Annotated in this window: 20 protein-coding genes; 6 read left to right on the top strand and 14 right to left on the bottom strand. The window is 56.9% G+C overall.

Translation table 11 applies throughout. From position 1 onward, the window contains the following. Window positions 1–72 precede the first annotated feature (72 nt). Complete coding sequence (locus NF78_RS19710) at window positions 73–864, bottom strand: WecB/TagA/CpsF family glycosyltransferase (RefSeq protein WP_225885380.1); 792 nt, start codon at window positions 862–864, stop codon at window positions 73–75. Between the two features lie 47 nt (window positions 865–911). Further along, on the bottom strand, window positions 912–1,655 hold the full coding sequence (locus NF78_RS19705) for an NYN domain-containing protein (RefSeq protein WP_035991057.1): 744 nt from the start codon (window positions 1,653–1,655) through the stop codon (window positions 912–914). A gap of 426 nt (window positions 1,656–2,081) precedes the next feature. Here NF78_RS19705 and NF78_RS19700 point away from each other — a divergent pair, with 426 nt between their 5' ends. Further along, window positions 2,082–2,885 carry a response regulator gene (locus NF78_RS19700; RefSeq protein WP_035991055.1) on the top strand — a complete coding sequence of 268 codons (804 nt, stop codon included), beginning with the start codon at window positions 2,082–2,084 and terminating at the stop codon, window positions 2,883–2,885. Window positions 2,886–2,967: 82 nt separating this feature from the next. Here NF78_RS19700 and topA read toward each other — a convergent pair whose 3' ends face one another. Next, on the bottom strand, window positions 2,968–5,769 hold the full coding sequence (gene topA / locus NF78_RS19695) for a type I DNA topoisomerase (protein WP_035991054.1): 2,802 nt from the start codon (window positions 5,767–5,769) through the stop codon (window positions 2,968–2,970). A gap of 500 nt (window positions 5,770–6,269) precedes the next feature. On the opposite strand from topA, the gene NF78_RS19690 reads away from it, so the two are divergent. Beyond that, a complete protein-coding gene (locus NF78_RS19690; protein ID WP_035991051.1) occupies window positions 6,270–7,823 on the top strand; it encodes an NAD(P)H-quinone oxidoreductase subunit N in 1,554 nt (517 codons plus the stop codon). A 44-nt stretch (window positions 7,824–7,867) separates the two neighbouring features. Here the strand turns inward: NF78_RS19690 and NF78_RS19685 are convergent, their stop codons facing one another. Beyond that, window positions 7,868–10,711, bottom strand: coding sequence for a GAF domain-containing protein (locus NF78_RS19685; protein WP_052050765.1), 2,844 nt, complete (start codon window positions 10,709–10,711; stop codon window positions 7,868–7,870). 454 nt (window positions 10,712–11,165) lie between these two features. On the opposite strand from NF78_RS19685, the gene NF78_RS19680 reads away from it, so the two are divergent. Further along, window positions 11,166–12,305: a quinone-dependent dihydroorotate dehydrogenase gene (locus tag NF78_RS19680; protein WP_035991049.1), complete on the top strand. Its 1,140-nt coding sequence runs from the start codon at window positions 11,166–11,168 to the stop codon at window positions 12,303–12,305. 147 nt (window positions 12,306–12,452) lie between these two features. Here the strand turns inward: NF78_RS19680 and NF78_RS19675 are convergent, their stop codons facing one another. Beyond that, window positions 12,453–12,794: a hypothetical protein gene (locus NF78_RS19675; RefSeq protein WP_156119887.1), complete on the bottom strand. Its 342-nt coding sequence runs from the start codon at window positions 12,792–12,794 to the stop codon at window positions 12,453–12,455. A 399-nt stretch (window positions 12,795–13,193) separates the two neighbouring features. Between NF78_RS19675 and NF78_RS19670 the strand changes: the two genes are divergently transcribed. Beyond that, window positions 13,194–14,393, top strand: a complete 1,200-nt coding sequence (locus tag NF78_RS19670; protein WP_318655493.1) for a glycosyltransferase — start codon at window positions 13,194–13,196, stop codon at window positions 14,391–14,393. Between the two features lie 82 nt (window positions 14,394–14,475). Here NF78_RS19670 and NF78_RS19665 read toward each other — a convergent pair whose 3' ends face one another. Further along, the gene (locus tag NF78_RS19665) at window positions 14,476–15,093 is read right to left on the bottom strand and encodes a hypothetical protein (protein WP_156119886.1); all 618 of its coding nucleotides are present in this window, start codon (window positions 15,091–15,093) and stop codon (window positions 14,476–14,478) included. Window positions 15,094–15,718: 625 nt separating this feature from the next. On the opposite strand from NF78_RS19665, the gene NF78_RS19660 reads away from it, so the two are divergent. Beyond that, window positions 15,719–16,252: a hypothetical protein gene (locus NF78_RS19660; RefSeq protein WP_035991041.1), complete on the top strand. Its 534-nt coding sequence runs from the start codon at window positions 15,719–15,721 to the stop codon at window positions 16,250–16,252. A gap of 112 nt (window positions 16,253–16,364) precedes the next feature. On the opposite strand, the gene NF78_RS19655 is transcribed toward NF78_RS19660, so the two are convergent. After that, window positions 16,365–16,652, bottom strand: coding sequence for a hypothetical protein (locus NF78_RS19655; RefSeq protein WP_052050764.1), 288 nt, complete (start codon window positions 16,650–16,652; stop codon window positions 16,365–16,367). Between the two features lie 340 nt (window positions 16,653–16,992). Here NF78_RS19655 and NF78_RS19650 point away from each other — a divergent pair, with 340 nt between their 5' ends. After that, entirely contained in the window at window positions 16,993–17,601 is a 609-nt protein-coding gene (locus tag NF78_RS19650) for a Uma2 family endonuclease (protein ID WP_052050763.1), read from the top strand. Between the two features lie 49 nt (window positions 17,602–17,650). On the opposite strand, the gene NF78_RS19645 is transcribed toward NF78_RS19650, so the two are convergent. The 7 genes from NF78_RS19645 to NF78_RS19620 all read right to left on the bottom strand — a co-directional run bounded on the left by NF78_RS19645 (window position 17,651) and on the right by NF78_RS19620 (window position 23,771). Then, the gene (locus tag NF78_RS19645) at window positions 17,651–19,066 is read right to left on the bottom strand and encodes a hypothetical protein (RefSeq protein WP_156119885.1); all 1,416 of its coding nucleotides are present in this window, start codon (window positions 19,064–19,066) and stop codon (window positions 17,651–17,653) included. After that, complete coding sequence (locus NF78_RS29820; RefSeq protein WP_072016196.1) at window positions 19,012–21,168, bottom strand: NACHT domain-containing protein; 2,157 nt, start codon at window positions 21,166–21,168, stop codon at window positions 19,012–19,014. Before NF78_RS29820 ends, NF78_RS19645 begins: the two co-directional genes overlap by 55 nt. Then, window positions 21,168–21,743 (bottom strand): Uma2 family endonuclease, encoded by a 576-nt coding sequence (locus NF78_RS19640; protein WP_035991037.1) that lies wholly within the window; start codon window positions 21,741–21,743, stop codon window positions 21,168–21,170. Before NF78_RS19640 ends, NF78_RS29820 begins: the two co-directional genes overlap by 1 nt. Window positions 21,744–21,799: 56 nt before the next feature. Next, window positions 21,800–22,291, bottom strand: coding sequence for a DUF3368 domain-containing protein (locus tag NF78_RS19635; protein ID WP_035991035.1), 492 nt, complete (start codon window positions 22,289–22,291; stop codon window positions 21,800–21,802). Further along, window positions 22,288–22,539, bottom strand: a complete 252-nt coding sequence (locus NF78_RS19630) for a UPF0175 family protein (RefSeq protein ID WP_035991033.1) — start codon at window positions 22,537–22,539, stop codon at window positions 22,288–22,290. Before NF78_RS19630 ends, NF78_RS19635 begins: the two co-directional genes overlap by 4 nt. Before the next feature lie 255 nt (window positions 22,540–22,794). Next, window positions 22,795–23,292: a hypothetical protein gene (locus tag NF78_RS19625; RefSeq protein WP_263970662.1), complete on the bottom strand. Its 498-nt coding sequence runs from the start codon at window positions 23,290–23,292 to the stop codon at window positions 22,795–22,797. A 32-nt stretch (window positions 23,293–23,324) separates the two neighbouring features. Beyond that, window positions 23,325–23,771 (bottom strand): hypothetical protein, encoded by a 447-nt coding sequence (locus NF78_RS19620; RefSeq protein ID WP_035991028.1) that lies wholly within the window; start codon window positions 23,769–23,771, stop codon window positions 23,325–23,327. Between the last annotated feature and the right edge of the window lie 149 nt (window positions 23,772–23,920).

The following is a 23,920-nucleotide window of genomic DNA, read 5'->3' as shown; positions in this document are numbered from 1 at the left end:
AATTGTGCTGAGAAACCATCATTGGGATGGGTTTAAGGTTGAAGGTGCCAGAGGCAAGGGTGCAAACAACCCTTAAACGTCAAACCCTGAGCTCTGTTCCCGATTCCGCCTTCCCCATAGCCGATGCTTGAGGAGCTGCGCCCCAAACAGCAGCACAAAGGCCGGGTTGTTAATCAAGTAGCGCCGCCACAGGCGACCGGGCTCCTGGGCAAAGCGGTAGAGCCACTCCAGCCCCAGCCGCATCATCCAGCGGGGAGCCTGGGCCACGTCGCCGCTAAAAAAGCTAAAGGCCGCCCCCACCCCCACCATCACGGCCTGCACCTGCCCCTGGTGGCGGTGCATCCACTGCTCCTGCTTGGGGCAGCCCAGGCCCACAAACACTACCCGCGCCCCCGACTGATTGATGCGCTCGATATCGGCGGCGGCTTCGGCAGGGGTGAGCGCACGGAAGGGAGGGGCATGGGTTCCGGCAATGGGCAGGCCAGAAAAGCGCTCCCTGAGGTAGACAGCCATCTGTGCCAGCATGGCCTCGGTGCCGCCGTAGAGGTAGATGGGCATGCCCAGCTGAGCGGCGCGATCGCACCAGGCCAGCATCAAATCTGGCCCATAGACCCGGCTTTGGCCGGGTATGCCCAACAGCCGCAGCCCCATCACCAGCGGCATGCCATCAGAGGTGACCAGGGCTGCCGCCTCGAGAATGCGCTGGTAGTGGGCATCCCAGTAGGCGGTCATCACCACGTGCACGTTGGCCGCCACCACGTAGCCCCAGCGCCCGGTCTCGACCCAGGTTTGAATGCGATCGCAGGCATCCTCGTAGCTGGTCGCATCCACACGGGTCTTGAGAATGCGCCTGGCCTGTGTCATTGGTCCCGTCATAGCACCCCCTGCATCGGCACCATTGTAGCGATGCCCTAAACCTTGCTGCCCTTTGCCTCGCGCTTGTCCTTTACATAGATCCCCGTTGGGCGGCGCTGCATCTCGAACAGGTCAGTAGCCTCCACCAGCGTACTGAGCTTGGCGTAGCCATAGTTGCGCGGGTCGAAGGAGGCCTGGTTAGAGACATGGACGCCCACCACGGCCAGGTTCGACCAGCCATCGTCGTCTTGGGCTGTGGTCACGGCGCGGCGCAGCAGACTGACGAGTTTGGCGTCCTGGCGCAGTTCCTTGGTGGTCTTCTTGACACTTTCAACGGTTTTAGCCTGAGCCAGATCCGCATCCTGGCCTAAATTTTCGAGATAGAGAAACGTCGAGCAGGCGTAGACAAAGGGCTTGGGCGTCTTCTTTTCGCCAAACCCATAGACCTTGAGCCCATCGGTCAAAATCCGCATCACCAGAGGCGTAAAGTCGCAATCGCTGGTCACAATGGCAAAGGCGTCCAGGTTGCGGGTGTAAAGCAAATCCATAGCGTCAATAATCAGCGCGGCGTCGGTAGCATTTTTGCCCTTGGTGAGATCAAACTGCTGCACAGGCCGAATGGCAAATTCGTGGAGGTTGTCTTCCCAGGGCCGAAGGGCCGGGTTTTTCCAGTTGCCATAGGCGCGACGAATATTGGCGACGCCGTACTGGGCAATCTCCGCTAGAATCGCCTCAATTTTTGCCGCTGGGGCATTGTCGGCGTCGATCAGCAGGGCAATCTTGGCTTCCGACGACAGCATGGTCCAACCCCGTCCTGAGCTCACCCACGGACTAGCAGAATAGCCCGTATTTAGGGCTAAGCGAGCGATATTCCCCATAGTTTTTTCATTTGTGTAGCGCGTTTGTCTTTTTTGGGCGACAAAACCCACTTACATTTAGAAAATTATTCCTGAATTACGCCACCAAACGTCGTTTGGGCTGAAGCCTCCAGGGTGCAACCGTAAAAGCCCCAGCGAAGTGCCCCTGGCAGGCGTTGTGAACCCAATCTCCGGTGAGTTCCCCTCTCTGGACCAGGTCTCAGGCCCAGGCCTTGTAGGCTATCACGCGATGCAGCTAGGCGGTGTGAGCCTGTTGCTGAATTGGCTTCTCCGCTCCTAGCCCAGGACCGCTCAGGTCCGGCCCCTGACTCTTTGGACGCACTATATATAAAAAGGACTCTATACACCGTGGATGCACCGCAGAAGCTGGCTTTTATTGTTCAATCCAACCGTCTGCAAGGGCTGATGTGGCAGGCGCTGCTCAAATCACAGAAACTAGCCGTCATTCTTGAACCAGCCAAGGACGATCTGGCTAACTGCATCAGCCAAATCGCCGAAGCCGGCCTGACATTGCCCGACGTCATCGTGCTAGATGCCGAAGCCGCCGAGCTAAACCCCTATGAATTCTGCCGCTGGTGTCGCAACGCGTTTCCGAAGATGCAGATTTTTCTCACCCGCTGCCGTCAGCTCCACGTCTCTGACACGGAACGGCGCTGGGCCAAGCAGCAGGGAGCCACGGACTTTCTCAGCGGCTTCGAGCGCGATACCCTGATGAGCAGCGCCACCGAGAATGTCAAACGTATTCTCACCAGCCTCGACTATCCCTTTTTAAACGAAAAGTCCCTGTTAACAGTGCTGCTCAACATCCGCCGCCAGCTGGGCACCACCCAGTCGGCACAGATCAGCCAGGGCAAGCTCCCTAGGCCAATCCCCAGCGAGGGCGTACTGCCTGGGCTATCGCTGGCCAGCCCCAAAGCCTCCCCCGAGGAGTCTGCCGTCTCCGCTCAACCGGTCGGGCCAGACCCGCTTAACGATGTGGACTGGGTCACCTCTGGGCTGCGGGCGCTCAGCAGCAGCAAAGCCCGTAAGTCAGCAAGGGAAGCGTTTACCCCGCCGCCGCCAGCGGTGAAATCCACGGCCCTACCCAAACCAGCCGATGACAAGCTGGCCGATGGGGCTATCGTGCGCCGTTATCGAGGCGTTGTGTACTAACGAATCCGGGTACTAACGAATCCCGGTACTGACGAAGCTACCGATGGATTGGCCCCACCGGTAGTCCGACTGCCCCTGGCGCTCACTCCTGATCGGTTTCAGCAGGGGTGTCGCTGGCTTTTTTGGCGGCAGACTTTGGGGTCGATTTTGTCGTCGATCGCCCGCCCGTGGCCTTTGTCGACTTAGCGGTACTGGACTTAGTCGTTTTTTTGGTGCCCGTAGACTTGGCCGCAGACTTGGCTGTGGTTTTGGTGGTCTTTTTAGTGCCGCTGGCCTTGCTGGCCGCGGCGGTTTTCGTCGTGCGCGAGGTGGTCGATTTGCCCCTGCCGCCCTTGCCCTTTTTGGTCGAGGCCTTAGCGTTAATCCAGCCGATCGCCTCCTCCAGGGAAATGGCGTCGAGGTCGGTGCCCTCCGGGACGGACGCATTGACCTTGCCGTGCTTGACGTAGAGACCGTAGGGGCCATTGAACACCGCCACCGGCTCCTGGTCGTCGGGGTGGGCACCCAGCTCTTTCAGGGGATCCACCTTCTTGCGCCCACGACCGGCTTTGGGCTGAGCCAGTAGCTCCAGGGCGCGCTCCAGGGTCACCGTCAGCACATCATCGTCGCCCTTGAGCGATCGGTAGTCGCGGCCCTCCTTACCCTGGTCATGGACAATATACGGGCCAAAGCGGCCCTGACCCGCCTTGATAGATTTGCCGGTTTCTGGATGGGCACCCAGGGTGCGGGGCAGCCGCAGCAGGCCCACCGCCATCTCCAGGGTCACCGCTTCGGGCTGGGTGCCCTTGGGCAGCGAGGCCCGCTTAGGGTTGGGGTTGTCGTCGGTGGGTTCGCCCAGCTGCACGTAGGGCCCGTAGGGCCCAATCCGCATGAAGATCGGCTCTCCGGTGTCGGGGTGTAGCCCCACCTTGTCGGGGCCCTCCACTTTCTGCTTAATGATCCGATCAATCTGCTCGCCGTCCAGATCGGCGGGGGGCACATCGGCGGGAATCGACGCCTTCACCGACTCCTCGCCGTCGCCAATTTCCACGTAGGGCCCGTAGCGCCCGATGCGAATTTTGGCCTCTAGGTCGTTAAGCAAGACGGTGCGGGCGGCGGTGGGGTCAATCTGGGTTTCCCGTTCCTGCACCAGGGTTTCGAGGCCCTGATCGCCGGAGTAAAACGCCTTCAGGTAGGGCAGCCAGTCGACTTCGCCGGTCGAGATGTCGTCGAGGGTTTGCTCCATGCGGGCGGTGAAGTGGACATCCACCAGGTCGGGGAAATTTTGCTCCAGCAGCGCCGTCACGGCAAAGGCGGTGAAGGTGGGGATCAGGCTGTTGTTGACCAGGTTGACGTAGCCGCGATCGATGATGGTGCTGATCACGGTGGCGTAGGTGCTGGGGCGACCAATGCCCTCACTCTCCAGGGTCTTGACCAGGGTGGCCTCGGTGTAGCGGGCGGGGGGCTGGGTTTCGTGACCAATCGCATCCAGGTCGGTGCAGTTCAGCGCGTCGCCCGTGGCCAGGGCGGGCAGCAATACCTCCTGGTCCTCGATCGCAGCATCGGGGTCGTCAGATCCTTCAACGTAGGCCCGAAAGAAGCCGGGGAAGTCAATCCGTTTGCCGGTGGCGCGAAAGAGGGCATTTTCCACCTCAATGGAGGCGGTGATGTTGGTCTGGCGGGCCTCGGCCATCTGGCTGGCAACGGTACGCTTCCAGATCAGGTCGTAGAGGGCGGCTTCGCGCCCGGTCAGCCCAGTTTCCTTGGGGGTTCTAAAGGTGCTGCCAGCGGGGCGAATGGCTTCGTGGGCCTCCTGGGCACCTTTGGATTTGGTGGCGTACTGGCGGGGCTTGGGGCTGAGGTAGTCGGTGCCGTACTTGTTGGTGACACAGGCGCGGGCAGCGGCGATCGCCTGCTCCGACAGGTGCACCGAGTCGGTACGCATGTAGGTAATGTAGCCCTGCTCGTAGAGGTTTTGGGCGACGCGCATGGTGTCGCGGGCCGAGAGGCGCAGCTTGCGGTTGGCCTCCTGCTGCAGGGTGGAGGTGGTGAAGGGAGGCGAGGGCTTGCGGGTGTTGGGCCGCTCCTCCAGGTTGCTGACGGTCCATACCCCCGCCTGGAGGCGGGCTTGCAGTTCGCGGGCCTGGGTTTCGTCGAGCAGCACCACCTCACGGCCCTCGGCCACGCGCCCGGTGGCTTCGTCAAAGTCGCTGCCGTTGGCCAGGCGGGTGCCGCCCAGGGAGTAGAGTTTGGCTTCGAAGGCGTTTTTATCCTTCAGCAGGGTGGCCTTGAGATCCCAGTAGGAACCCTTGCGGAAGGCGCGCCGCTCCTGCTCCCGCTTCACCACCACCTTCACCGCCACCGACTGCACCCGGCCCGCCGACAAGCCCCCGGCGATCTTTTTCCACAGCAGCGGTGATAGGGTATACCCCACCAGCCGGTCCAGAATACGGCGGGTCTCCTGGGCGTGAACCAGCTGGCTGTCGATGTCGCGGCAGTTGGTCAGGGCCGCCTGAATCGCCTCCTGGGTGATCTCGTGGAACACCATGCGCTTGGTGGGCACCTTGGGGTTTAGCACCTGGAGCAAATGCCAGCTAATACTTTCGCCCTCGCGGTCTTCGTCCGTGGCCAGGACCAGTTCGTCGGCTTCTTTGAGGGCGTCCTTGAGGGTTTTGACCACCTTTTTTTTGTCGCTGGGCACGATGTATAGCGGTTCAAAGTCGGCCTCGGGGTTGACCCCTAGCTGGGCCCACTTTTCGCCCTTGACGCTGGCTGGGATCTCGCTGGCCGATCGCGGCAGGTCGCGCACGTGACCCATAGACGCCTCAACCCGATACCCCGACGGCAGGTAGTTGCGAATCGTCTTGGCCTTGGTAGGAGACTCGACAATGACAAGGGTTGACATAGGGCTGCTGGCGCTTCGGTGGTAATCGTTAGCAATCGGGGGAGGCTCTTTTAGTCTACTCAACCAACTCCTGGGGACATCGATTAAGAGATTCATGAGACTTAATCTCTTCAGGGTCCACGGAACTGGCAAAAGTTCGCAGGCGCAGGGCCAGTTGATCAACACTGTACTGCACACCTGCTGAACGGCTGGGGTGCTTAGCTAGGAAAACTTAATCATTGGCAACCAGCCCAGCGATGTAACAACACAGATCTATACGCTCAATAAATAGATCATTCCGCTAACTATCGTCCAGTCCTGCCGAGTCTGCTCCCCCGCTGGCACTGTCCATTCCGCCCACTCACAGTCCTGGCACAGCCAGGCCAGGGGGGCTGGTCACTGCACCACTGGCCTGGTTCTAAACCTCATCCGAGTGCAGCATGGAGTTCTGCCGAGGGAAAAACACCATATCCCGGGCTGGACTTGGTATAGTAATCTCGCAGAGAAGAGAAAAGGTACCCATGGATCTCGTCAACCTCGGGGCGCAGCTCAACGCTGGCACCATCTGGCCGGAGGCCGTTCTGCTGGTCACGATTTTGGTGATTCTGGTGGGCGACCTGATTCAGGGCCGCTCCTCCTCCGCCTGGACTCCCTACGCGGCGATCGCCGGGGGGCTGGGGTCTACCGCCGCCCTGGTGGTGCAGTGGTCGATGGCCAACCCGGTGGGGTTTTTGGGCGCCTTCAACGCCGATGACCTGAGCATTGTGTTTCGCGGCATCATCGTGTTGTCGGCGGTGGTGACGGTGCCGATGGCGATTCGCTACGTCGAGCAGTCGGGCACCTCCCTGGCCGAATTTTTGGTCATTTTGCTCACCGCTACCCTGGGGGGCATGTTCCTCTCCGGGGCCAGCGAGCTGGTGATGATCTTTGTCTCCCTGGAGACCCTGAGTATTTCGTCGTACCTGCTGACCGGCTACATGAAGCGCGATCCCCGCTCCAACGAGGCCGCGCTCAAGTACCTGCTGATTGGGGCGGCCAGTTCGGCCATCTTCCTCTACGGTTCATCGCTGCTGTACGGGCTGTCGGGGGGAGAAACCCGGCTGGCGGCGATCGCCACCCGCATCGTCAGCGACGGCAGCGAGGCCCCCATCGGTCTGGTGGTGGCCCTGGTGTTTGTAATTGCGGGCATCGCCTTCAAAATTGCCGCCGTTCCCTTCCACCAGTGGACCCCCGATGTGTACGAGGGGTCGCCCACGCCGGTGGTCGCTTTTCTGTCCGTCGGCTCTAAGACTGCCGGGTTCGCCCTGGCAATTCGGCTGCTGGTCACCGCCTTTCCCCTGGTGTCGGAGCAGTGGCACTTCGTGTTTACGGCCCTGGCCATCCTCAGCATGGTGCTGGGCAACGTGGTGGCTCTGGCCCAGACCAGCATGAAGCGCCTGCTGGCCTACTCCTCCATTGGTCAGGCTGGGTTCCTGATGATTGGGCTGGTGGTGGGTACCGATGCCGGCTACGCCAGTATGCTCTTCTACCTGTTCATCTACCTGTTCATGAATCTGGGCGGCTTTACCTGCGTGATTTTGTTCTCCCTGCGGACGGGCACCGACCAGATCAGCGAGTACGCCGGACTGTACCAGAAGGATCCGCTGCTCACGCTGGGCCTCAGCATTTGTCTGCTGTCCCTGGGCGGTATTCCGCCTATGGCCGGATTCTTTGGCAAAATCTACATCTTCTGGGCGGGCTGGCAGGCTGGGGCCTACGGGCTGGTGCTGGTGGGCCTGGTTACCAGCGTGATCTCGATCTACTACTACATCCGCGTCATCAAGATGATGGTGGTCAAAGAGCCCCAGGAAATGTCTGATGCGGTCAAGTCCTATCCCCCCATCCGCTGGGATCTGCCCGGGCTGCGGCCGATGCAGGTCAGCTTAATTTTGGCGGTGGTGGCCACTTCCCTGGCGGGAATTCTGTCGAATCCGCTGTTCACCATTGCCAACAACGCCGTTACCCAAACGCCGATGCTGCAAAGCCCCGCCGCTCAATTGGCTGTCACTCCGGTCACGGACGCCATTCAGAACTAGGCGAATCAGGGTTATACGATTCGGTTTCCGCAGGGCTGTCTAGCTCATGTCGGGCTGGGATGGCTGGTTTCGATGGCGGCAGGGTTCATGATTGGTTTGGCCTTGTGCTGCTCGGGGTAGGCCGCCAAAGGCAGCAACATGCGGCTGTGGGTGCGCCCATCGTCAAGGGTGGAAAAGCTGATCTCCCCCCCTAGCTGATCGATCAACAGTTTGCAGATAGCCAGATGTAGCCCCGGTGGCCCATCCAGGGTGGACGGGGCCAGCACATCGGGGAGTTGGCTTTGACTCAGTTCTTCCAATAGCCGCGGTGGGCACTGGCCGTCGTCGGTGACCGACAGCTCGACCCAGTCAAGGTTGAGAACTCGACACCACAGGTCAATCCGTCCGCCGATGGGGGAACGATTGCAGGCGGCCGCCATCACTTCGTAGAGAATCAGTTCAAGTTTGAGCATGTCGCCCCCCAGCACTACATTGCTCTCGTTGTGCACCTTGGACCAGAGTTGACGGGCCTCTAGAATGGGGTTGACGCGCTCGATCAGGCGGTTGAGCAGGCTGATCAGCGGCATGGTCTGGTGTTCGCGGTGCAGCTGCCAGCGCTCGCCCACCAGTACTGCCTCGGCGTTTTCCGTCACGGCGGCAATCTGACCGTGGAGCAGCTGTAGCTCCCCGGCGATCGCAGTGTCTTTTGCCTGGAGATGGGCTAAATCCTGACTCAGCTTGCCCAGCATGCGGTAGAGGTCTTCGAGGCGGTGGTGTTTGTACCAGTTCAGGTTCTCCAGTTCCTGCCGCTGCTGGGTGAGCATGGTGGTCATGGCCAGGTGCCGCCGCGACCAGGCTAGCTGGCTGGTGAGCAGCCTGAAAATGGTGAAGTGGTGGTTGGCCCACTGGCGATGGGGCGGCGACACCGCGATCGCGATCCCCGCCACCGCGTGGGACGGAGCCGTTCGCAGGGCGGTAATCAGCAGCCGGCTGCCCGCGGTGGTTCTAAACCAGGTTTTCGTCTCAGCGGGCAGTTCGTCGACGCAGAGGGGCAGCATGCCATCGGTCTGTAGCGCCCAGTTGATCAGGGCGTCTGACCCGACGGGGATGGGGTGATGGGTATCGACGCTGACGCTAGTATCCTGGCTGACCACCTGGGACACCGTAGCCGTGGGGGTGCCCGGTTGCCAGGTCACCAGCAGCACCGCTGAGCCGTGCAGCAGCTGCATGATGTGCTGGAGCGTCACCTGCTCCAGTTGATCGGGGTGGAGGCCCTTGTGGAGGGCCTGGAGACCCCACTGAATTGATTCGTAGATATGCTGCTGCTGATCGATCTGGCGCTGGAGCTGCCACTGGTGCAGGATGACCCCGATCTGACGGGCAACAGCCTCAAACAGCGACTGCTCGGTGGTGGTCCACTGGCGGCTGATGTTGTCGCCGATCAGCACCAAGCCCTCGGGGGCGTTGCTAGGGGCTACATTGCCCACCAGCACCGCCTGAGCCCCCAGGTCGAGCAGGTGGGGTCGCCAGGCCATCAACTTGAGTTCGTGGGTCAGGTTGTCGATGCTGATGGCCGAGGGGCTACGCTCCAGCATTTGCCAGTCGACATCGTCCAGGCAGGGCCACAGCAGGGGTACCCCCTTGGGGCGGTTGGCCTGACTTTGGAAGCAGAGGTCGTAGCCGTTGCGATCGGGGTTGAACAACAGCACAAAAAACTGCTGAATGCTCAGCCGATCCCGCAGCACGGTGAAACAGGTTTGGAGGGTGCTGTGCCAGTCGGCATCGCCGTGGATACCCTGGATGACGCCGGTGGTGAGGTGCTGATCGAGTTCACTCTGGCGTCCGGTTTCTTTGGCGACAGCCGCAGGCAGGGCGACGCCGAGCAGCTGGGCAGTGCCGATTAAAAACTGTTTCTCAGACTCATCCCAAATGCGCGGGGCCGTCCCCTCCACCGACAGGAACCCCATCAGGTCACCCTGGCGGGTGATCGGCGCAATCATCAGTGACTGGGCCTGGAGCTGCTGCATCAGGCGATCGGAGACAATCGCTTTGAGCGCCCCCCGGCTCTCGCCCACCACCACCAGCTGCTGGTTGCCCAGGGCCTGGTACAGGCCGCGCACCTCGTCAACGGCAATCTGTAGCGATCGCTCCTCCTCAGGGGCGGCAGCGCGCGCGGGGGGGCTGGGGGTGCGCTGCCAAAAGTAGTTGCCCTTGGGCTCGAACCAGAAAATGCGGGTGCGCTGGGGCGCAATAAACCGCTGGGTTTCCCGCACAATTTCCCTGAGCTGGCTATCGATATCGGGCTGGGTGCCCAACCGGGCAATCAGGGCCAGCAGGGGTTGCTCCACCCGCTTCGTCCGCTGTCGCTGCTGCTCAGACTCAAAGTGGTGCAGCGCCTCCGCCAACTCCCCCAGCACAATCGCCAGATAAGACCGCTCTCCCAGGGAGGCAGTCTTGCCCCAGGCGGGGGAGGCCAGCACCAGCAGCCCAAAGCACACATCCTGGCGCTTGATCGGAAAAATAATCGCGCTTTGCAGGGCCAGCTGTTTGGCAATGGTGCCCCATTCACCGGCCCGAATTTCGTTTTGCAGATCCGCCACAATCAGGGGACGCTGCTGCACCACCACCTGCTCCATCACATCCCCGGGGGTGAGGTTGAGCACGGTGCGGATAGAGCGCATCTGGCGGGGACTGTGGCACCCCTTGGTGACCAGACGATGGTTGACCCGGTCGTAGAGGCCGACCCAGGCCACTTCAAAGGAAAACTCCTGGTGCACGTGGCTCAGGGCCAGGGTCACAGCTTCCTCGGCGGTGGTGGCCCCCCGCAGCGCCTTGAGCACCCGCGACAGAGCCATAATTTTATGGTCGTGACGGTCGTAGGAGGGTTGGTGGGGTTGGGATTGCGCCATTGGCGTCAACACTCACTTCGGTTGCAGGGAGGGGATTGAACCAGAAAACGGCTGAACTGGGTCTTGAATTAGCGCGTTGAATTAAGTTAGCCCAGTACCAGCCCCTGGGGTTGACCCAGGGCGCTAATCTCACCGACCCCGACCGATGGGCCAGGGTTCCGGTGGCAGAACCCTAGCCGCTGGGCCAGGCGATACGGTTTGATTGCTGTAGACTCCACCCAGAACTACTGAACGATCCTCAAGCTGGCCTCCAGGGCTGCTTTAATGGGGTAGGGTGGCAGGACAATCGCCCCTGGAGCGGGCCTTTGATCGTCGCATCACCTTCCCCAAGACCGCTGATTGTTGTGCTCACATGGCGTGCTCCGTCGTTGCAAGGACCACCGGCAGCCAAAATGTGCCTGTAGCCTAAATATCAGTTTACCCCGCCTGCCGTTTGCGTACACCACTACCGTCTGTGAAAGATCCCTACCGCCAGTTTGTTCGCCCGCTGCTATTCCACGGCCTCACCCTGGACCCAGAATTTCTCCACTACCGCGCCATGGACCTGCTGACCTGGCTGGGGCAGCCGAGTCCCCACCCGCTGGCGGCTCGCATCTACCCGTGGCTGCGGCGGCAGCTCTGCCTCAGTGACTCGCGGCTGGTCCAAACCTGCTGGGGCCTCAACTTCACCAACCCGATTGGCCTGGCTGCGGGGTTTGACAAAGATGGAACCGCTGCCCTGGCCTGGCCTCTAATGGGATTTGGGGCCGCAGAACTGGGCACTGTGACTCGCTATCCCCAGCCGGGCAACCCCCAGCCCCGCCTGTTTCGCCTGGTGCAGGATGAGGCGGTGCTGAACCGGATGGGGTTTAATAATCGCGGTGCAGCCGCGTTGGCCGATCGTCTCGGCGCTTACTGGTCCAACGAACGCCCTGGCATTCCGATTGGCATCAACCTGGGCAAATCGAAGATTACCGAGTTGGCCGATGCCGCTGAGGACTATCGGTTTAGCTTTCAGCAGCTCTACCCCTACGGCGACTACTTTGTGGTCAACGTGTCGTCCCCCAACACCCCTGGGCTGAGGTCGCTTCAGGCTGCCGATCAGCTGGCCCCCATTCTGACCGCGCTGCAGGAGACCAATGGTGACGGCAAGCCAATTTTGGTCAAAATTGCCCCCGACCTGGACTGGCCCGACATCGACGCCGTGGTCGATCTGGCCCTGGCCCACGGGCTGGCGGGCATCATTGCCACCAATACCACCATTGCCCGCGCCGGACTCAAAACCCAGAGCCTGCTTCAGACCGGCAACCGGGTCATCGACGAGGTGGGCGGCATTAGCGGCGTGCCCTTGCGCCAGCGATCGACGGAGGTGATTCGCTATATCTACCAGCGCACTGAAGGCACCCTGCCGATTGTAGGAGTGGGAGGCATTTTTACAGCTGCCGATGCCTGGGAAAAAATTGTGGCTGGCGCTACCCTGCTCCAGGTCTACACTGGCTGGATCTATGAAGGCCCCTGGATGGTGCGGCGCGTGTTGGCCGGGCTGCTGGCCAAGCTGGAAGAGTACCAGCTGCCCCACATCGCCAACGCGGTGGGGCTGAGCCATCGAGCGTAGGGGACGGCCCGGTTGTGAGCCTGATCGGCTTGCCAGATAGTTCCTGAACGAATCAGCCCTGCTCCTGGGGTGTCTTGTGGGATAGCTGTCCCGACTGTTCAGTCAGTACAGACCAGCCATCTCCCCCACCAACTATCACCCCTGCCCCTACTGACGACCGGGCTTAATTTTTCCGACCAGCTCTTTAGCCCCCTCTACTACGCTCCCCTGGTCGGGATTTTCCTGGCGGAATTGTTTGAGGTTTTCCTCGTAGGTTTTTTGCACCCCTTTGGGATCGTCAATGACTTTCACAGCCTCGTCGTAGGCCTGGTCACGGGGTTCTGCGGTCAGAGCCTTGTCTACGGGGGTAGAAGCAGACCTGGCTTCAGCGGCGTAGGCCGGTGAACTGGCCAGCATGAGCCAGCCCAAAAGGCCAACTAAGCCGACCAGGGCGATCGCGCGCAGCCGGTCGCTAAACCATTCTCTAGAGCGGGAAACTAGGCATTGCATATCGGTTCCTCAGTGGATCACTGTATAGTACGTAGCCAAATCACGGCCTCTCTCTTCCCCCAGACACATTCGATGGGCTGAGTTTGGGCCAGAAAATAGAACGTTTCAGATCGGGTTTAGCAGGGGTCAGACGTTGCCTAGCACAGAATTTGAAATCGTGAACGCTGTTTGGATCGCTTTTTACCTGGCCCCTTCACCGTTTACGATGGGGGATCGACTGCTGTAGGATGATTGCTCATGTAAAATTTCGGTTAGCTTTGGGCATCGGCGCTAGATTCGTGTAGCGGTTTGGGCTTTGGGCTACCGCAATCGTTGGTATGTCGTGCCGTGGCCCTAATTCCTCCCTCCCAGTTACAAAAACTCGAGACTTGTCCCAGGGGACCATTGCAGGTTCTGCCCGTGGCCGCAACGGCACCTGAACCCGCTACCAGCTCCACCAGCAGCAGCCCAGCACCGCCAACGTTATCTCTGTCTCTGGCGATCCCGACTTACAACGAAGGTCAGAACATCGGCCCTCTGGTCGAGCGGCTGACCCAGCTGCTCGATAGCGCCCTGCCCCAGGACTACGAACTGATTGTGGTCGATGACAACAGCCCAGATCTAACCTGGAATACGGCGCTGGAGCTGCAGTCGATCTATCCGCAGCTGCGGGTGCTGCGGCGGCAGGAAGAGCGCGGCCTATCTTCGGCGGTGATTCGCGGCTGGCAAGTGGCACGAGGCCGCATTCTGGGGGTGATTGACGCCGACCTGCAGCACCCGCCGGAGGTGCTGGTCGGGCTGCTGGAGGCAATTCAGCAGGGCGCTGATCTAGCCGTGGGCAGTCGCCACGTGGAGGGGGGCGGCGTAAGCGAGTGGAGCTTGATGCGACGGGTGCTGTCACGGGGGGCGCAGACGGTGGGCTTGCTGCTGCTGCCCCAGGTGGTGGGCCGGGTGAGCGATCCGATGAGCGGTTACTTTATGGTGCGGCGAGAGGCGATCGCAGGCCCGCTGCTCAACCCCAAGGGCTACAAAATCTTGCTGGAGGTGCTGGGTCGCGGCACCATCAACACCATCGCTGAGGTGGGCTACGTGTTTCAGGAACGGCAGGAGGGGGCCAGCAAGGTGACCTGGCGGCAGTACATCGACTACATTCACCACCTGCTGCGGCTGCGGCTGGGGGGGCGGCTGTCGCGGCTGCACCAGCGGTTCCCGATGCAGCGATTTGTGCGCTTTGGCCTGGTGGGGCTGAGCGGCGTGGTGGTGGACATGGCTGTTCTCTACCTGCTGCACAGCACCCTGGGGCTACCCCTGACCCGTAGCAAAATTGTGGCGGCGGAAGTCGCTATTATCAACAACTTTATCTGGAACGATGCCTGGACCTTTGCCGATATCAGTTTGCAGCAGCAGGGCTGGTCGGCGCGGCTGAAGCGCTTTCTCAAGTTCAACCTGGTCTGTCTGGCGGGGCTGGTGCTGAATGTGCTGGTGCTGAACCTGGTCTACAACTTGATCTTTGGCCAGCGCTGGGCCTACCTGGCTAACCTGGTGGCGATCGCGGTGGTCACCTTCTGGAATTTCTGGCTCAATCTAAAGCTGAGCTGGCGGGTAACTCAGGTGAAGTGAGGGGTGTCGGGTGTCGGGTGTCGGGTGTCGGGTGTTGGGTGTCGGGTGCTGGGTGTCGGGACTGGCCTGATCTTGGTTTGGTTTAGCGGCAGTCGAGGCTGGTAAACACCTGCTCGGCGGTGGCCTGGGGCGTATCGCCATGGGCCAAAACCCAGACAAAGCGGGCGTCGTTGTTGTACTCGACAAAGGTCAGCAGGCTTGCGGCCTCGTAGCTGGTATCGCCGTCCCCAAAGCGCCCCGACTGCATCACCACCGATACCGGCTGGTCGCAAAGGGTGCGCGACTCAATTCGCTGCTCGCTCAGCTGGTAGTTCCCCTCCAACTCCGTGCTGGTCTGAAACTGATCAACAAAGGCTTGCTGCGCCTCCTGGTCCCGCAGGTAGCTGGGGAGCTGCCCCATTGTCAGCAGGACAGAGGGCGGCGAGTCGGTGCTGGCTACCTGACTGACCTGGAGGCCCAACAGCCCCATGCTGAAAATAGTCTGGCTCTCGCCGGGGATGGCGTAGGTGAACAGCGCTTCGGTCGGGGCGGAGCCCTGGTCGGGGCCGACGGCAAAGCGCAGCGTGCGATCGAGGAAAAAGGCCAGGGCCAGCCCGGCTAATACAGTGAGTCCCAGGCAGCCACCACAGCCCGCCAGCAACCACTTGACGGTACCGCCGCCGCTGGGGGGCGGGCCAGGAGGAAGATCTGGGTTGGTCATAGCCAACAGCAAAGGAATAGCCGTAGTGCCATCATAGGGCTCACGAGCCTGCCCTGCCCCGGTTGGGGATGAATCTTTGCGATCGCGGCCGTTGATCCGCTGCCCAACCCCTAGAGCGTCAGTACAGTATTTAGTTTGCAGCGAGGCTAGGGGCATGCGAGCCACAACTGCGGCGGTAAGCCCAAGGTGCTACTAGGGCCATTTCGCTGGCCCCAGCCCGCTTCGCACGGCCTTTGGCCTACGACTAGGGGCGTCGCCCCTGCTGGGGCGCTAACGCGAACATTGGCCGCCCTGGACCCGACGGAAAGGAGCGATCGATCATCGGTCTAAACCTTTGTGCTGCCAAGGAATCGGTAGGCCTCTGTAGACCCTGCGGTGGCAGATGGGAGATCTCAGCCATACTGAACCGGTGCTCTAAGTGCACCTAACTGACAACGGTGTTCCCAAGGGTGTCCAGGAAGAGTGGGCTTTCCCAGGCCTCGTCGGGGTACCCCTATTTATTTGTCGGCTACACGACGGCTAAACCAGCAAGATTAGCAACTTAGTCAACCGTTCTCAGGAGTGTTTATAATACGCACTACTAAAATACGCACTGCTAAAAAACCCTTCAATAGGTAGGTTTTGTATGTTTTTTTCCCATTTGTTCAGCTCCCAACGATCGACCTCTGCCTGGGGCCGCCTGGGGGCAGCGGCCGCGCTCTGCCTGATCGGTGCCGTGGGCTGCACCAGACCCGTCGAAGTTTTAGATCCCAACGCCCCTGATGCCGGGGCCTCCGGCACCGAAGAACCCGTCGCCACGATCGATGTCTTCTTTGGCGATGTGGAGAGCCCCGATGGCGGCACCGTGAAAGAGCTGCGCCTGCCCGGCCCCGCCGCCGCGGCCATGGTGACCTGCGACCAGGAGGGCTTTGAGCCCTTTAGCTACAGCGACATGGGCATGGACTGGGTCGGCTGTCAGGTGCCCAACCCCGGCGATGCCGTGGGGCCCGAGTCGGCGCTGAGCGAGCCTGAACTGTCCGACGTGCCCAGCCCCGTGGGTGGCACCGTCTCGATGATCACCATCCCCGGCCCCCAAAGCGCCATTTCGGTGGTCTGCGACCAGGGCACCCCCTTCGTCTATGAGGACCAGGGGACATGGATTGGCTGCCAGGGCAGCTAGGGGTAGCCCTGTAAGGCGAGACACTGTTCTGTCACAGAATGGAGCCAGGAGCCAGGAGCCAGGAGCCAGAAGCCGGTCGTGGCGGCACTCCTGGCTCCTTTGTCATTGGCGGCTAGCTTACCTGTCGATGCCGAATCAGGTAGCTAAACGCCTCCCCCTGCTCTGGGGTAATCAAAATCCCCGACTCTGGGATCGCAATCAGCTGGCTCCAGGTCATCTGGTCGGCGTAGTTTAGCACATGCAGGGTGTGGATGGTGGAGCGCACTCCGTCGGGTGAGCCGATCACCAGATGGCGCAGTCGCTCGCGCCCCGGCGGGGGGTAAGGAGTGGTCAGTGGCAGGGGATTGAGATCCCTGGGTTCTGGCAGAACCCAGGGATCTTGACGGGTAAAACACAACATAGTTCAGGGATTCCTTTGCTAACGGTGGGTAAGGAATCCCAAAAACTTGGCCGCCCCAGACATGTGCAGTTCAGGGCGGCCAGGTATGATCAACCTTAGCCTCCGAGACTGGTCGCTCAGTCGACGGGGTTAGCCGCTGGTTGGTGTTGGTAGCACCTTCCAGTGGCGTTAGACCAAATTTTTGGGAAGTTCAGACTGCTCGCAGACAGCCATAGCTCAGTAAAGTACCCTATCCAGACGCCCAGATCAAGTCAAAATTGCTACCTGGCGAAAGGTCTGTCAGGTTTTCCCGAATTTTCTACCATTGTTCTATGCCCGTTTAGCTCTGGGAGTCTTTTTTATGACTCAGACCTCATCGTCGCTGGTACTTGGCGTTGACGAATTTTTGACCCGCTATGGCGATAACCCGCGCTACGAACTGGCCGACGGAGAACTTGTAGACAGGTCACCCACCGGCCTCCACGAAACCACTGCCGGAAAAGTTGCCAGCCAGCTCAGCATTGAAATCGATCGCCAGGGCCATCCGTGGATTATTCCTCGCACCTGTTTGCTGCGCCCGTTTGCCGATGTTGCCACGGCCCGCCGCCCGGATGTGGTGGTGCTTGACGAACCAGCCCTGGTACATGAGCCGCTGTGGGAACGAGAACCTGTGATTACCCTAGGCAGTTCGGTAAAGCTGGTAGTGGAGGTGGTGAGCACTAACTGGGAAACGGACTATGCCCGCAAGGTAGAAGAGTACGCCTTGTTTGGCATTCCAGAATATTGGATTGTGGACTACCGAGGTTTGGGTGGGCGGGTGTTTATTGGCAGCCCCAAGCAGCCTACGTTTACGGTATGTCGATTGGTGGGCGAAGACTATCAACAGCAGCAGTATCGACTGGGTGAGACGATCAATTCACCACTGTTGCCCCAGCTAGCGCTACGGTTGGATGATGTCATGCCGCGTTAGTTTTGTTAGTAATCTTGGGGTGAGCGTTGTTTACTTGTCACTCACCTCATCAATTATTCCAAGCCTTATAAAACTCTGAATAACTCATTCTCTGTGCGAAGAAAACCGCAAGATTAAAATAAATGCTATAAAGCTGAATCTTATCTTGACAGGCTGTTTTAGATAAAGCTCTTGAAAGTGTAGATACTGCATTATAAGCGATATCGGTGTGGATCACTTTGTTACGAAAAATTTGTTTCAGCCGCCATACAGCAGAAGCACTCCTTTCCTCATGTTCTTCCTCAAAAGCCTGCTTTGCTAGCAACTTATAAACAGTGTAGACATTTATGGCTGAGTAAAGCCATAGATGCCAAGTGACTTCTATCTGAACTCGTTGACTTTCACTACCAGCCAGAAGTTTTACGAATTCTTCCTCAATAAGGGCTTTTGTTGTTAAGTCTCCAAGCCCTATTCTGTATAATCTATCGATGGCGTATACTTTTACATCATCGTTACTATCTTCTTCGGAGAGAGCTTCCAAAAGAGTATTGGCTGCCAGCAGGTTGCCTGGATCTACATCCCCAAGACATTCCGCATAATGATACTTAAGTTTTGTTTCATAACTAGACTTGATAAGCGTGTATAGCGCTGAAACTGCATTCTTATTTCTATAACCTACGTCCCTAATCATTTCGGAAGTTATGACAAGTATTTCCTCGTCCTTCTCTAGGCATAGAATTTTGCTAAAGGCATCTATAACATACGTATTGCTTTGAGCCTGAGTGCCCAGACTGACAATAATCTGTTTTTTTATTTCTTTGCTCTTTGTCACATTTAAGATTTCTATTAAGGCAGAAATAGCTTCGTTGTCTTGGGGTACTAGCTGAAGAAATCTTAAAGCACTTACTAATTTTTCCTTATCATTCCTGCTAGCATATAAGGCATTCCTTAATTTGCAGAAGTCTTTATCCTTTTTAAGACACGGATTGTTCTTGAGACTGCAAAGTCGAAGGTTACTTAAAGCTTTTGAAATTCGATTTCTGTCGGAAGTGTTCTGGATATCAATAAGATGACATCTTACGAGTTCTATCAAATCAACGTCTTGTTCTACTATTTTGGCTAGGCTGTCTATAGATTGATTTCGCATTTGCTTGTCTAAGCCTAAATTCAATATTCCCAATAATCCTTCGACAGCCTTTAAGCTGTGGTATCCACATAGACCTAAAAATTTAACTGCCTCACAGCCAATAGAGTTTTTGTGATTCTTTCTGGCTAAGGAAATTGTCGAATCTATCAAAGATATTCTGTCAGTTTCTCGAAGTGCTGATCCTGCTATATCAACCAGCTCATTAGGATTGAGGAAAATCGTCCAATTACTATCATCAATAACGGTTCTAAAGAATCCTAGGTGCCAAGAAATCACTTCTTCAATCAAGATTTTTTTAAGATTGCATTCGACAAACTCTGAAATTCCTGATACTGCCAAGCACTTTGCCTTATACTGGTAGAGCCATCACACTCATCAGCAAGATTGGCTAACGCTTCGATCAGATGGTTCTTGCATTCCTCAGAAACATCTTCTCTACCTAGCCAAAAAAGAAAACATTCTTTCCATTGTGGTTCAAGAACTCGATATCTCCCTTTGCTTGGATCATCAGGGATATGATGCAAAAAGAAATGGTCATCGTGAACTGCTTTTGCTGCAAAATATTCTTGGAACGTAGGATGCAAGAAAGTATAAATAGGCTCTTCCGAATTTCCTGCCGCTATACCTAACTTATTGATCCAGCCTAGTTCACAGGCAATGCCAAAAAAAGAAGGATCAAATCTATTTAGTTCTTCGCAAATGAAAGACTCCGAAAAACTAAACCGGGAGACTTCCCGATCAATTAGCCTTTTGGATATCTCTCCTAATGCTCGTTCTAGAAGATGCCGCCTTCCCACAGGAATGCACGGCTTATTTTTCCATTCATAAAGTGTATTAACAAAGCCTCTATAAAGTTCTGTTTTGGTTTTCGGCAACTTTCCTGATCGCCGCTTCCAAGTACGACACAGCAGGGTGAGCCATAGAGGACTTTTAATTAAGTCTTTCAGCCTAAATGGAGCATTCTTTATCTCCTTGATAAGCTTCTCACCAGTTTCCGGTTGTTGTGCTTGTGCAAAAAAGTTTCTTATAAAGACAGTTTGATCTCCGTGCTTTAATCCTCTACTTCTAAAGCTTTGAAAATTTGAACCTAAGTCATTTCTGTTAGCATCCCAAATATTGATTCGGCAGGTTAATACGACACGAGCATTGCTGAGCCATCCTTTTCCCAATTCTTGGGCAAGGTTATATAAGGTTCGATCTGCCTGACTCATCTCATCTATGCCATCAAGCAATAGCCATACTTGACGAGCGTTACATCGCTTCACTAAAGCATCCTGAAGCTGCTCTGATGCTTTTAGTGCATTACTGGCTTGCCTAAGCCAAGTCTGCAGAACATAGTCTTCTAATTTGCTGTCCAAATCTCGAAGCGAAACAAAGATGGGAAGTTCATCCTGTTTTAGAATCCAGTTTGCGATCGCACACAACAGCGTTGTCTTTCCCGCTCCGGGTTCCCCTATAATAGCTATTCCTTTTCCTTGTTGATTAAGGCTTCTACATTCAGATAAAACACGTACGAACAATTGATCGTAGGGCAGAGGTACTTCTTGCTCTTCCAAAGCCTGTTGAGAGTTCTCAGGAGAAGGATCGCGCGTTGGCCTAGGTCTTTCTTTTCGTTCTGCGAGATCTAAAGGCAAAATATCTTCAATGCCAAGCGTTACACCATCCCCAGAGATGAGGGGATTTGAATCTAGCTCCGTTGGCAGCATTTTTCGGCATAGTTCTGGCCAGCTTGTTTGCTGACTGAACCCTTCGCTATTTCCCTGCCCTGAAATAAAGATAGAATGCTTCTGTAGAAGCAATCGCCAAGCGTAAATATCCCTTCTTCCTGGATTGCTGGCAAGCTTTCGACCTTCATCACACAGAATCTTCCAGACCAGGCTAGCCTGATTTTGGTCTGAAATTAAATTTGACAAGAGATTCTGAGCTATTTTTGCCCCTTGCAAGTCATCATCTAGATCTAAAACAATAATACGGAGCCTACGGAATATATTTGGATCTTGTCTAGGTAAATTGGCCGAAGAAAGCTGATCTTGAAATTCCAAGGTTATGGATTTTAATCTGTCATAACGTTCTTGCCCAAGCTTCACGAGATCCTGCCGCAGATCCCTTCGAATAGTCAGACTTGCTGATGAGTCTGTAAGTAAGACTCCGTACATAGCTGGGTTTTCATGTAAACCTTTAGCTAACTTCAGGAGTGGATTAAAAAGCTTGTCCTTTGTTAATCCGTGTTTGGCTTGCAGTTCGGTAATGACATTGTTCTGCAAAGTAATACAGAGATCATCCCCTGGCCCATTTGTCTCTACCGCTACAGCAGTTGGGATATCTAATGCTCCAGTCTCAAGCTCCCAATCAAGTGCTCTAGCAGCCAAAATATGAGCCGCTACGTATCCAACAGCATTGTCTTGGTATTCATATCCGCCAGAACCGCCACTACCGCTCATTATCTCCGCTCGCCCGATCGCACCAACTCCCGCACTGCAATCTCGCAATCGGGAAACGCCAGGGGTGCAATAGTCTCTCCCTCATAGAGCTTCTGCTCCATCCCATACCTCTCCGCCTCTGGCTGCCGAAACACATACAGGCACCGCTCCTGCACATCTAAAATCCAGTATTCAGCAATGCCCGATCGCCCATACACCGGCACCTTCAGGTCACGATCGCGCCGCAGCGTGCCATCGGCCACCTCAATCAGCCAAAAGATTTCCCCCGGCGTTGGGTGGTGGTCTTCGTAGTCCAGTGGATTGATGTGAACAACTGCCACATCGGGTTCCGGCTCAGAAAGGTCGCTCAACTGCACCGGGTCTTGAAACCGCAACAGCGCCCGCCCCGCCAACAGCCGCGACAACACCCGATCGATGCGCGTCACTGCGGCGCTGTGGGCCGTTCCCTTAGCTGCAATCGTATAGAGCTGTCCTTCGATCAGTTCCACCCGCTCATCCGCCGCCAAAATTCCCGCTTCTACCATGCGGTGGTAGTCTTGCACGCTCAGCGATCGCAGGTCTGTAGCAGCCGTCATAGAGATACGTGGTGGGTGTTGCTTGCTCTCATTGTGGCACAGGGGTTTTGGCTCACCTAACCCCACTCATCAACGTCCTGCAATATCTGACGATACAGGTCTGAGTGAACTCTAAACTTAGCCTGGGTTATCAGGTCGTCTAAAATGGGCTTCAGCTCAGCAATTAGCCTGTCTTGCTTTGCCGCCACCAGCACTCCTAACAACCCAGTTACTTTCAGGCTAAACCGTTGGGCCACCTGCCGCCCCAAACGCTCATCCATTAAAAGACGATCGGCCTTAAGTTCAATCGCTAGGGCAATGGCTTCGGCTTCGCCGGGGTCAAGCTCATTTTTTAGGCTTTCAGCAAAGGCTCTATTGCCCACAGGCTGAATGGTAATCCACTCGGTGTTGCTCAACCAGGACGTATCTATGCCAAAGGATTCTAATTCCCTAATTTCTTCATAGACGCTTTCAGGAATCACTACGCGGCCATAAAGCACTTGCAGCAGGGGCAATTGCCCAATTCTCAGCAAGTTACTGATGGGCGACGTATCGCTGACAATAATCACCGCCAGTTGTTGTCGCGCAGGCTAGCAATGTCGGCCTGGTAATCGGCCAGATCGTAATGCAGGCCAATGCCGCGATCGTACAGCAGCTCTTGAAAGGCCACTTGATTCATCCCAGCGAGTTGGCTAGCCGTGCCAAGGGTAACTAGCTCTTGCTGAAAGAGCGCTACGGCAATCTCTTGTAACCAGTCAACCTGAGAGAAGGTGTGGCTTGCGGCCAGGCTATCAGGAATATCTAGGGTGATTTTCATAGTTTAAGTTCTACTTATAGGTCACCATCAGAAAGCCCGAATCTTAACCTTATTGTGGCACAAGAGGCTGTAGCGCCAAATAGTTCAGCCTCAGCCCGGCGATCGCTAATCAGCTCATCTACCAAAGACTTACCTTCCGGGACGTATCTACGAACCATAGCTTGTACGCTCAGCGATCGCAGGTCTGTGGCAGCAGTCATAGAGATGAATGGAAGTGACGCCTGATCCTATTGTGGCATAGGGGTCTTGTCTGCCTTAATCCCACCAGTAGGAGACGACGATCGCATCTCGATCCTGATCAGACTGCTTGCCCCACAGACCCTCCTTCAGCCGCAGCGACAGATAGTTTCTAAACTTCCAGTCCTCCTCCTCTGCGAGAGCGCCATCAAACGCAGAGACCTCATCAGCCTTCCACTTTTTGCCCAACTCCATCAGCTGCGCCACAGTCGCATCCTGGTTCTCCGCCAAAATGTAGAGCGTATCCGCCGGGTACTGCACAAAGTGGATGATGCTGGTGTCTGGCATGGGGCGGTAGTTGGCCATCGCCAGCAGCGTATCCACCACACCGCTGAAGCTCAGCCCGCGCTTGTCGGGTGCAAAAACGGGCTTGGTGAACACAAAGCTCTCCCATAGGTCAGTATGGTTCGCCAAATCAGTAATCACCTGCGGCCCGTCGAACAGGTTAAACTGCCGCTGCCACACCAGGGCCGCAAACAGCTCTTGGGGCGCGTAGGTCTCTGCTAGATGTTGCACTTTGCTCAGCTCAAGCATGGGGCACCGTAAAACTAGGCCGGGTTGCGCTGGGCCTGCTGTAGCTCTGCAATCGCAGCCTTGACCTGCTGCTGGTGCTGCCGCAGCCGTTGGTAGTGGGCTACCCCCTGCTCAATCTGAGCGTCCCGAGGTTCATCGGCTTTGCCAAACACCAAGCCACCACAGAGCGAAACCCAGCCCTTCTTATCGGGATCAGCCGCTTCGTAGTCGCGAATGCGATCGTCTACGTTCTGGCTCACGTAGTCTGAAATCTCTGTATCGGTCTTGTCAGCCCAGGATAGATCAATACCGGGATACTGCCGAATCACCTCCCAAATGTGAACCGGAATTGGCACCATAACCCGATTATAGGAGGCTTCAAACTGCACCTGCTCTAGTTCCAGGTACACGTAGTCGTCGTCCAGCGCTTCATGATAGAAGTGAAACGTCTGCCCATAGGCGATGGTGGCTTTTGTAGACATGGTGAATAGCTGCTGCCCTAGATGAACGTAAAGTAAGCATAGAAAACAAGTCTATGCCCATCCTTACGAAGTTTGGGGCAGCTGGGCAAAGCAGAACGTGCCCAGCCTACACCTCTATTAGGGCGTTGCTGAACACAGGCATAAATCAA

The organism is Leptolyngbya sp. KIOST-1 (assembly GCF_000763385.1).
GTDB lineage: Bacteria > Cyanobacteriota > Cyanobacteriia > Phormidesmidales > Phormidesmidaceae > Nodosilinea.
This window is presented reverse-complemented; position numbering and strand designations above follow the sequence as displayed.

Bases quoted from the DNA above. Each gene is read 5' to 3' on its own strand.
- NF78_RS19655 (WP_052050764.1), bottom strand. From the start codon at position 16,652: ATGTTGTGTTTTACCCGTCAAGATCCCTGGGTTCTGCCAGAACCCAGG.
- NF78_RS19640 (WP_035991037.1), bottom strand. From the start codon at position 21,743: ATGACGGCTGCTACAGACCTGCGATCGCTGAGCGTGCAAGACTACCAC.
- NF78_RS19620 (WP_035991028.1), bottom strand. From the start codon at position 23,771: ATGTCTACAAAAGCCACCATCGCCTATGGGCAGACGTTTCACTTCTAT.
- NF78_RS19710 (WP_225885380.1), bottom strand. From the start codon at position 864: ATGACACAGGCCAGGCGCATTCTCAAGACCCGTGTGGATGCGACCAGC.
- topA (WP_035991054.1), bottom strand. From the start codon at position 5,769: ATGTCAACCCTTGTCATTGTCGAGTCTCCTACCAAGGCCAAGACGATT.
- NF78_RS19685 (WP_052050765.1), bottom strand. From the start codon at position 10,711: ATGGCGCAATCCCAACCCCACCAACCCTCCTACGACCGTCACGACCAT.
- NF78_RS19675 (WP_156119887.1), bottom strand. From the start codon at position 12,794: ATGCAATGCCTAGTTTCCCGCTCTAGAGAATGGTTTAGCGACCGGCTG.
- NF78_RS19665 (WP_156119886.1), bottom strand. From the start codon at position 15,093: ATGACCAACCCAGATCTTCCTCCTGGCCCGCCCCCCAGCGGCGGCGGT.
- NF78_RS19705 (WP_035991057.1), bottom strand. From the start codon at position 1,655: ATGCTGTCGTCGGAAGCCAAGATTGCCCTGCTGATCGACGCCGACAAT.
- NF78_RS29820 (WP_072016196.1), bottom strand. From the start codon at position 21,168: ATGAGCGGTAGTGGCGGTTCTGGCGGATATGAATACCAAGACAATGCT.
- NF78_RS19650 (WP_052050763.1), top strand. From the start codon at position 16,993: ATGACTCAGACCTCATCGTCGCTGGTACTTGGCGTTGACGAATTTTTG.
- NF78_RS19690 (WP_035991051.1), top strand. From the start codon at position 6,270: ATGGATCTCGTCAACCTCGGGGCGCAGCTCAACGCTGGCACCATCTGG.
- NF78_RS19630 (WP_035991033.1), bottom strand. From the start codon at position 22,539: ATGAAAATCACCCTAGATATTCCTGATAGCCTGGCCGCAAGCCACACC.
- NF78_RS19660 (WP_035991041.1), top strand. From the start codon at position 15,719: ATGTTTTTTTCCCATTTGTTCAGCTCCCAACGATCGACCTCTGCCTGG.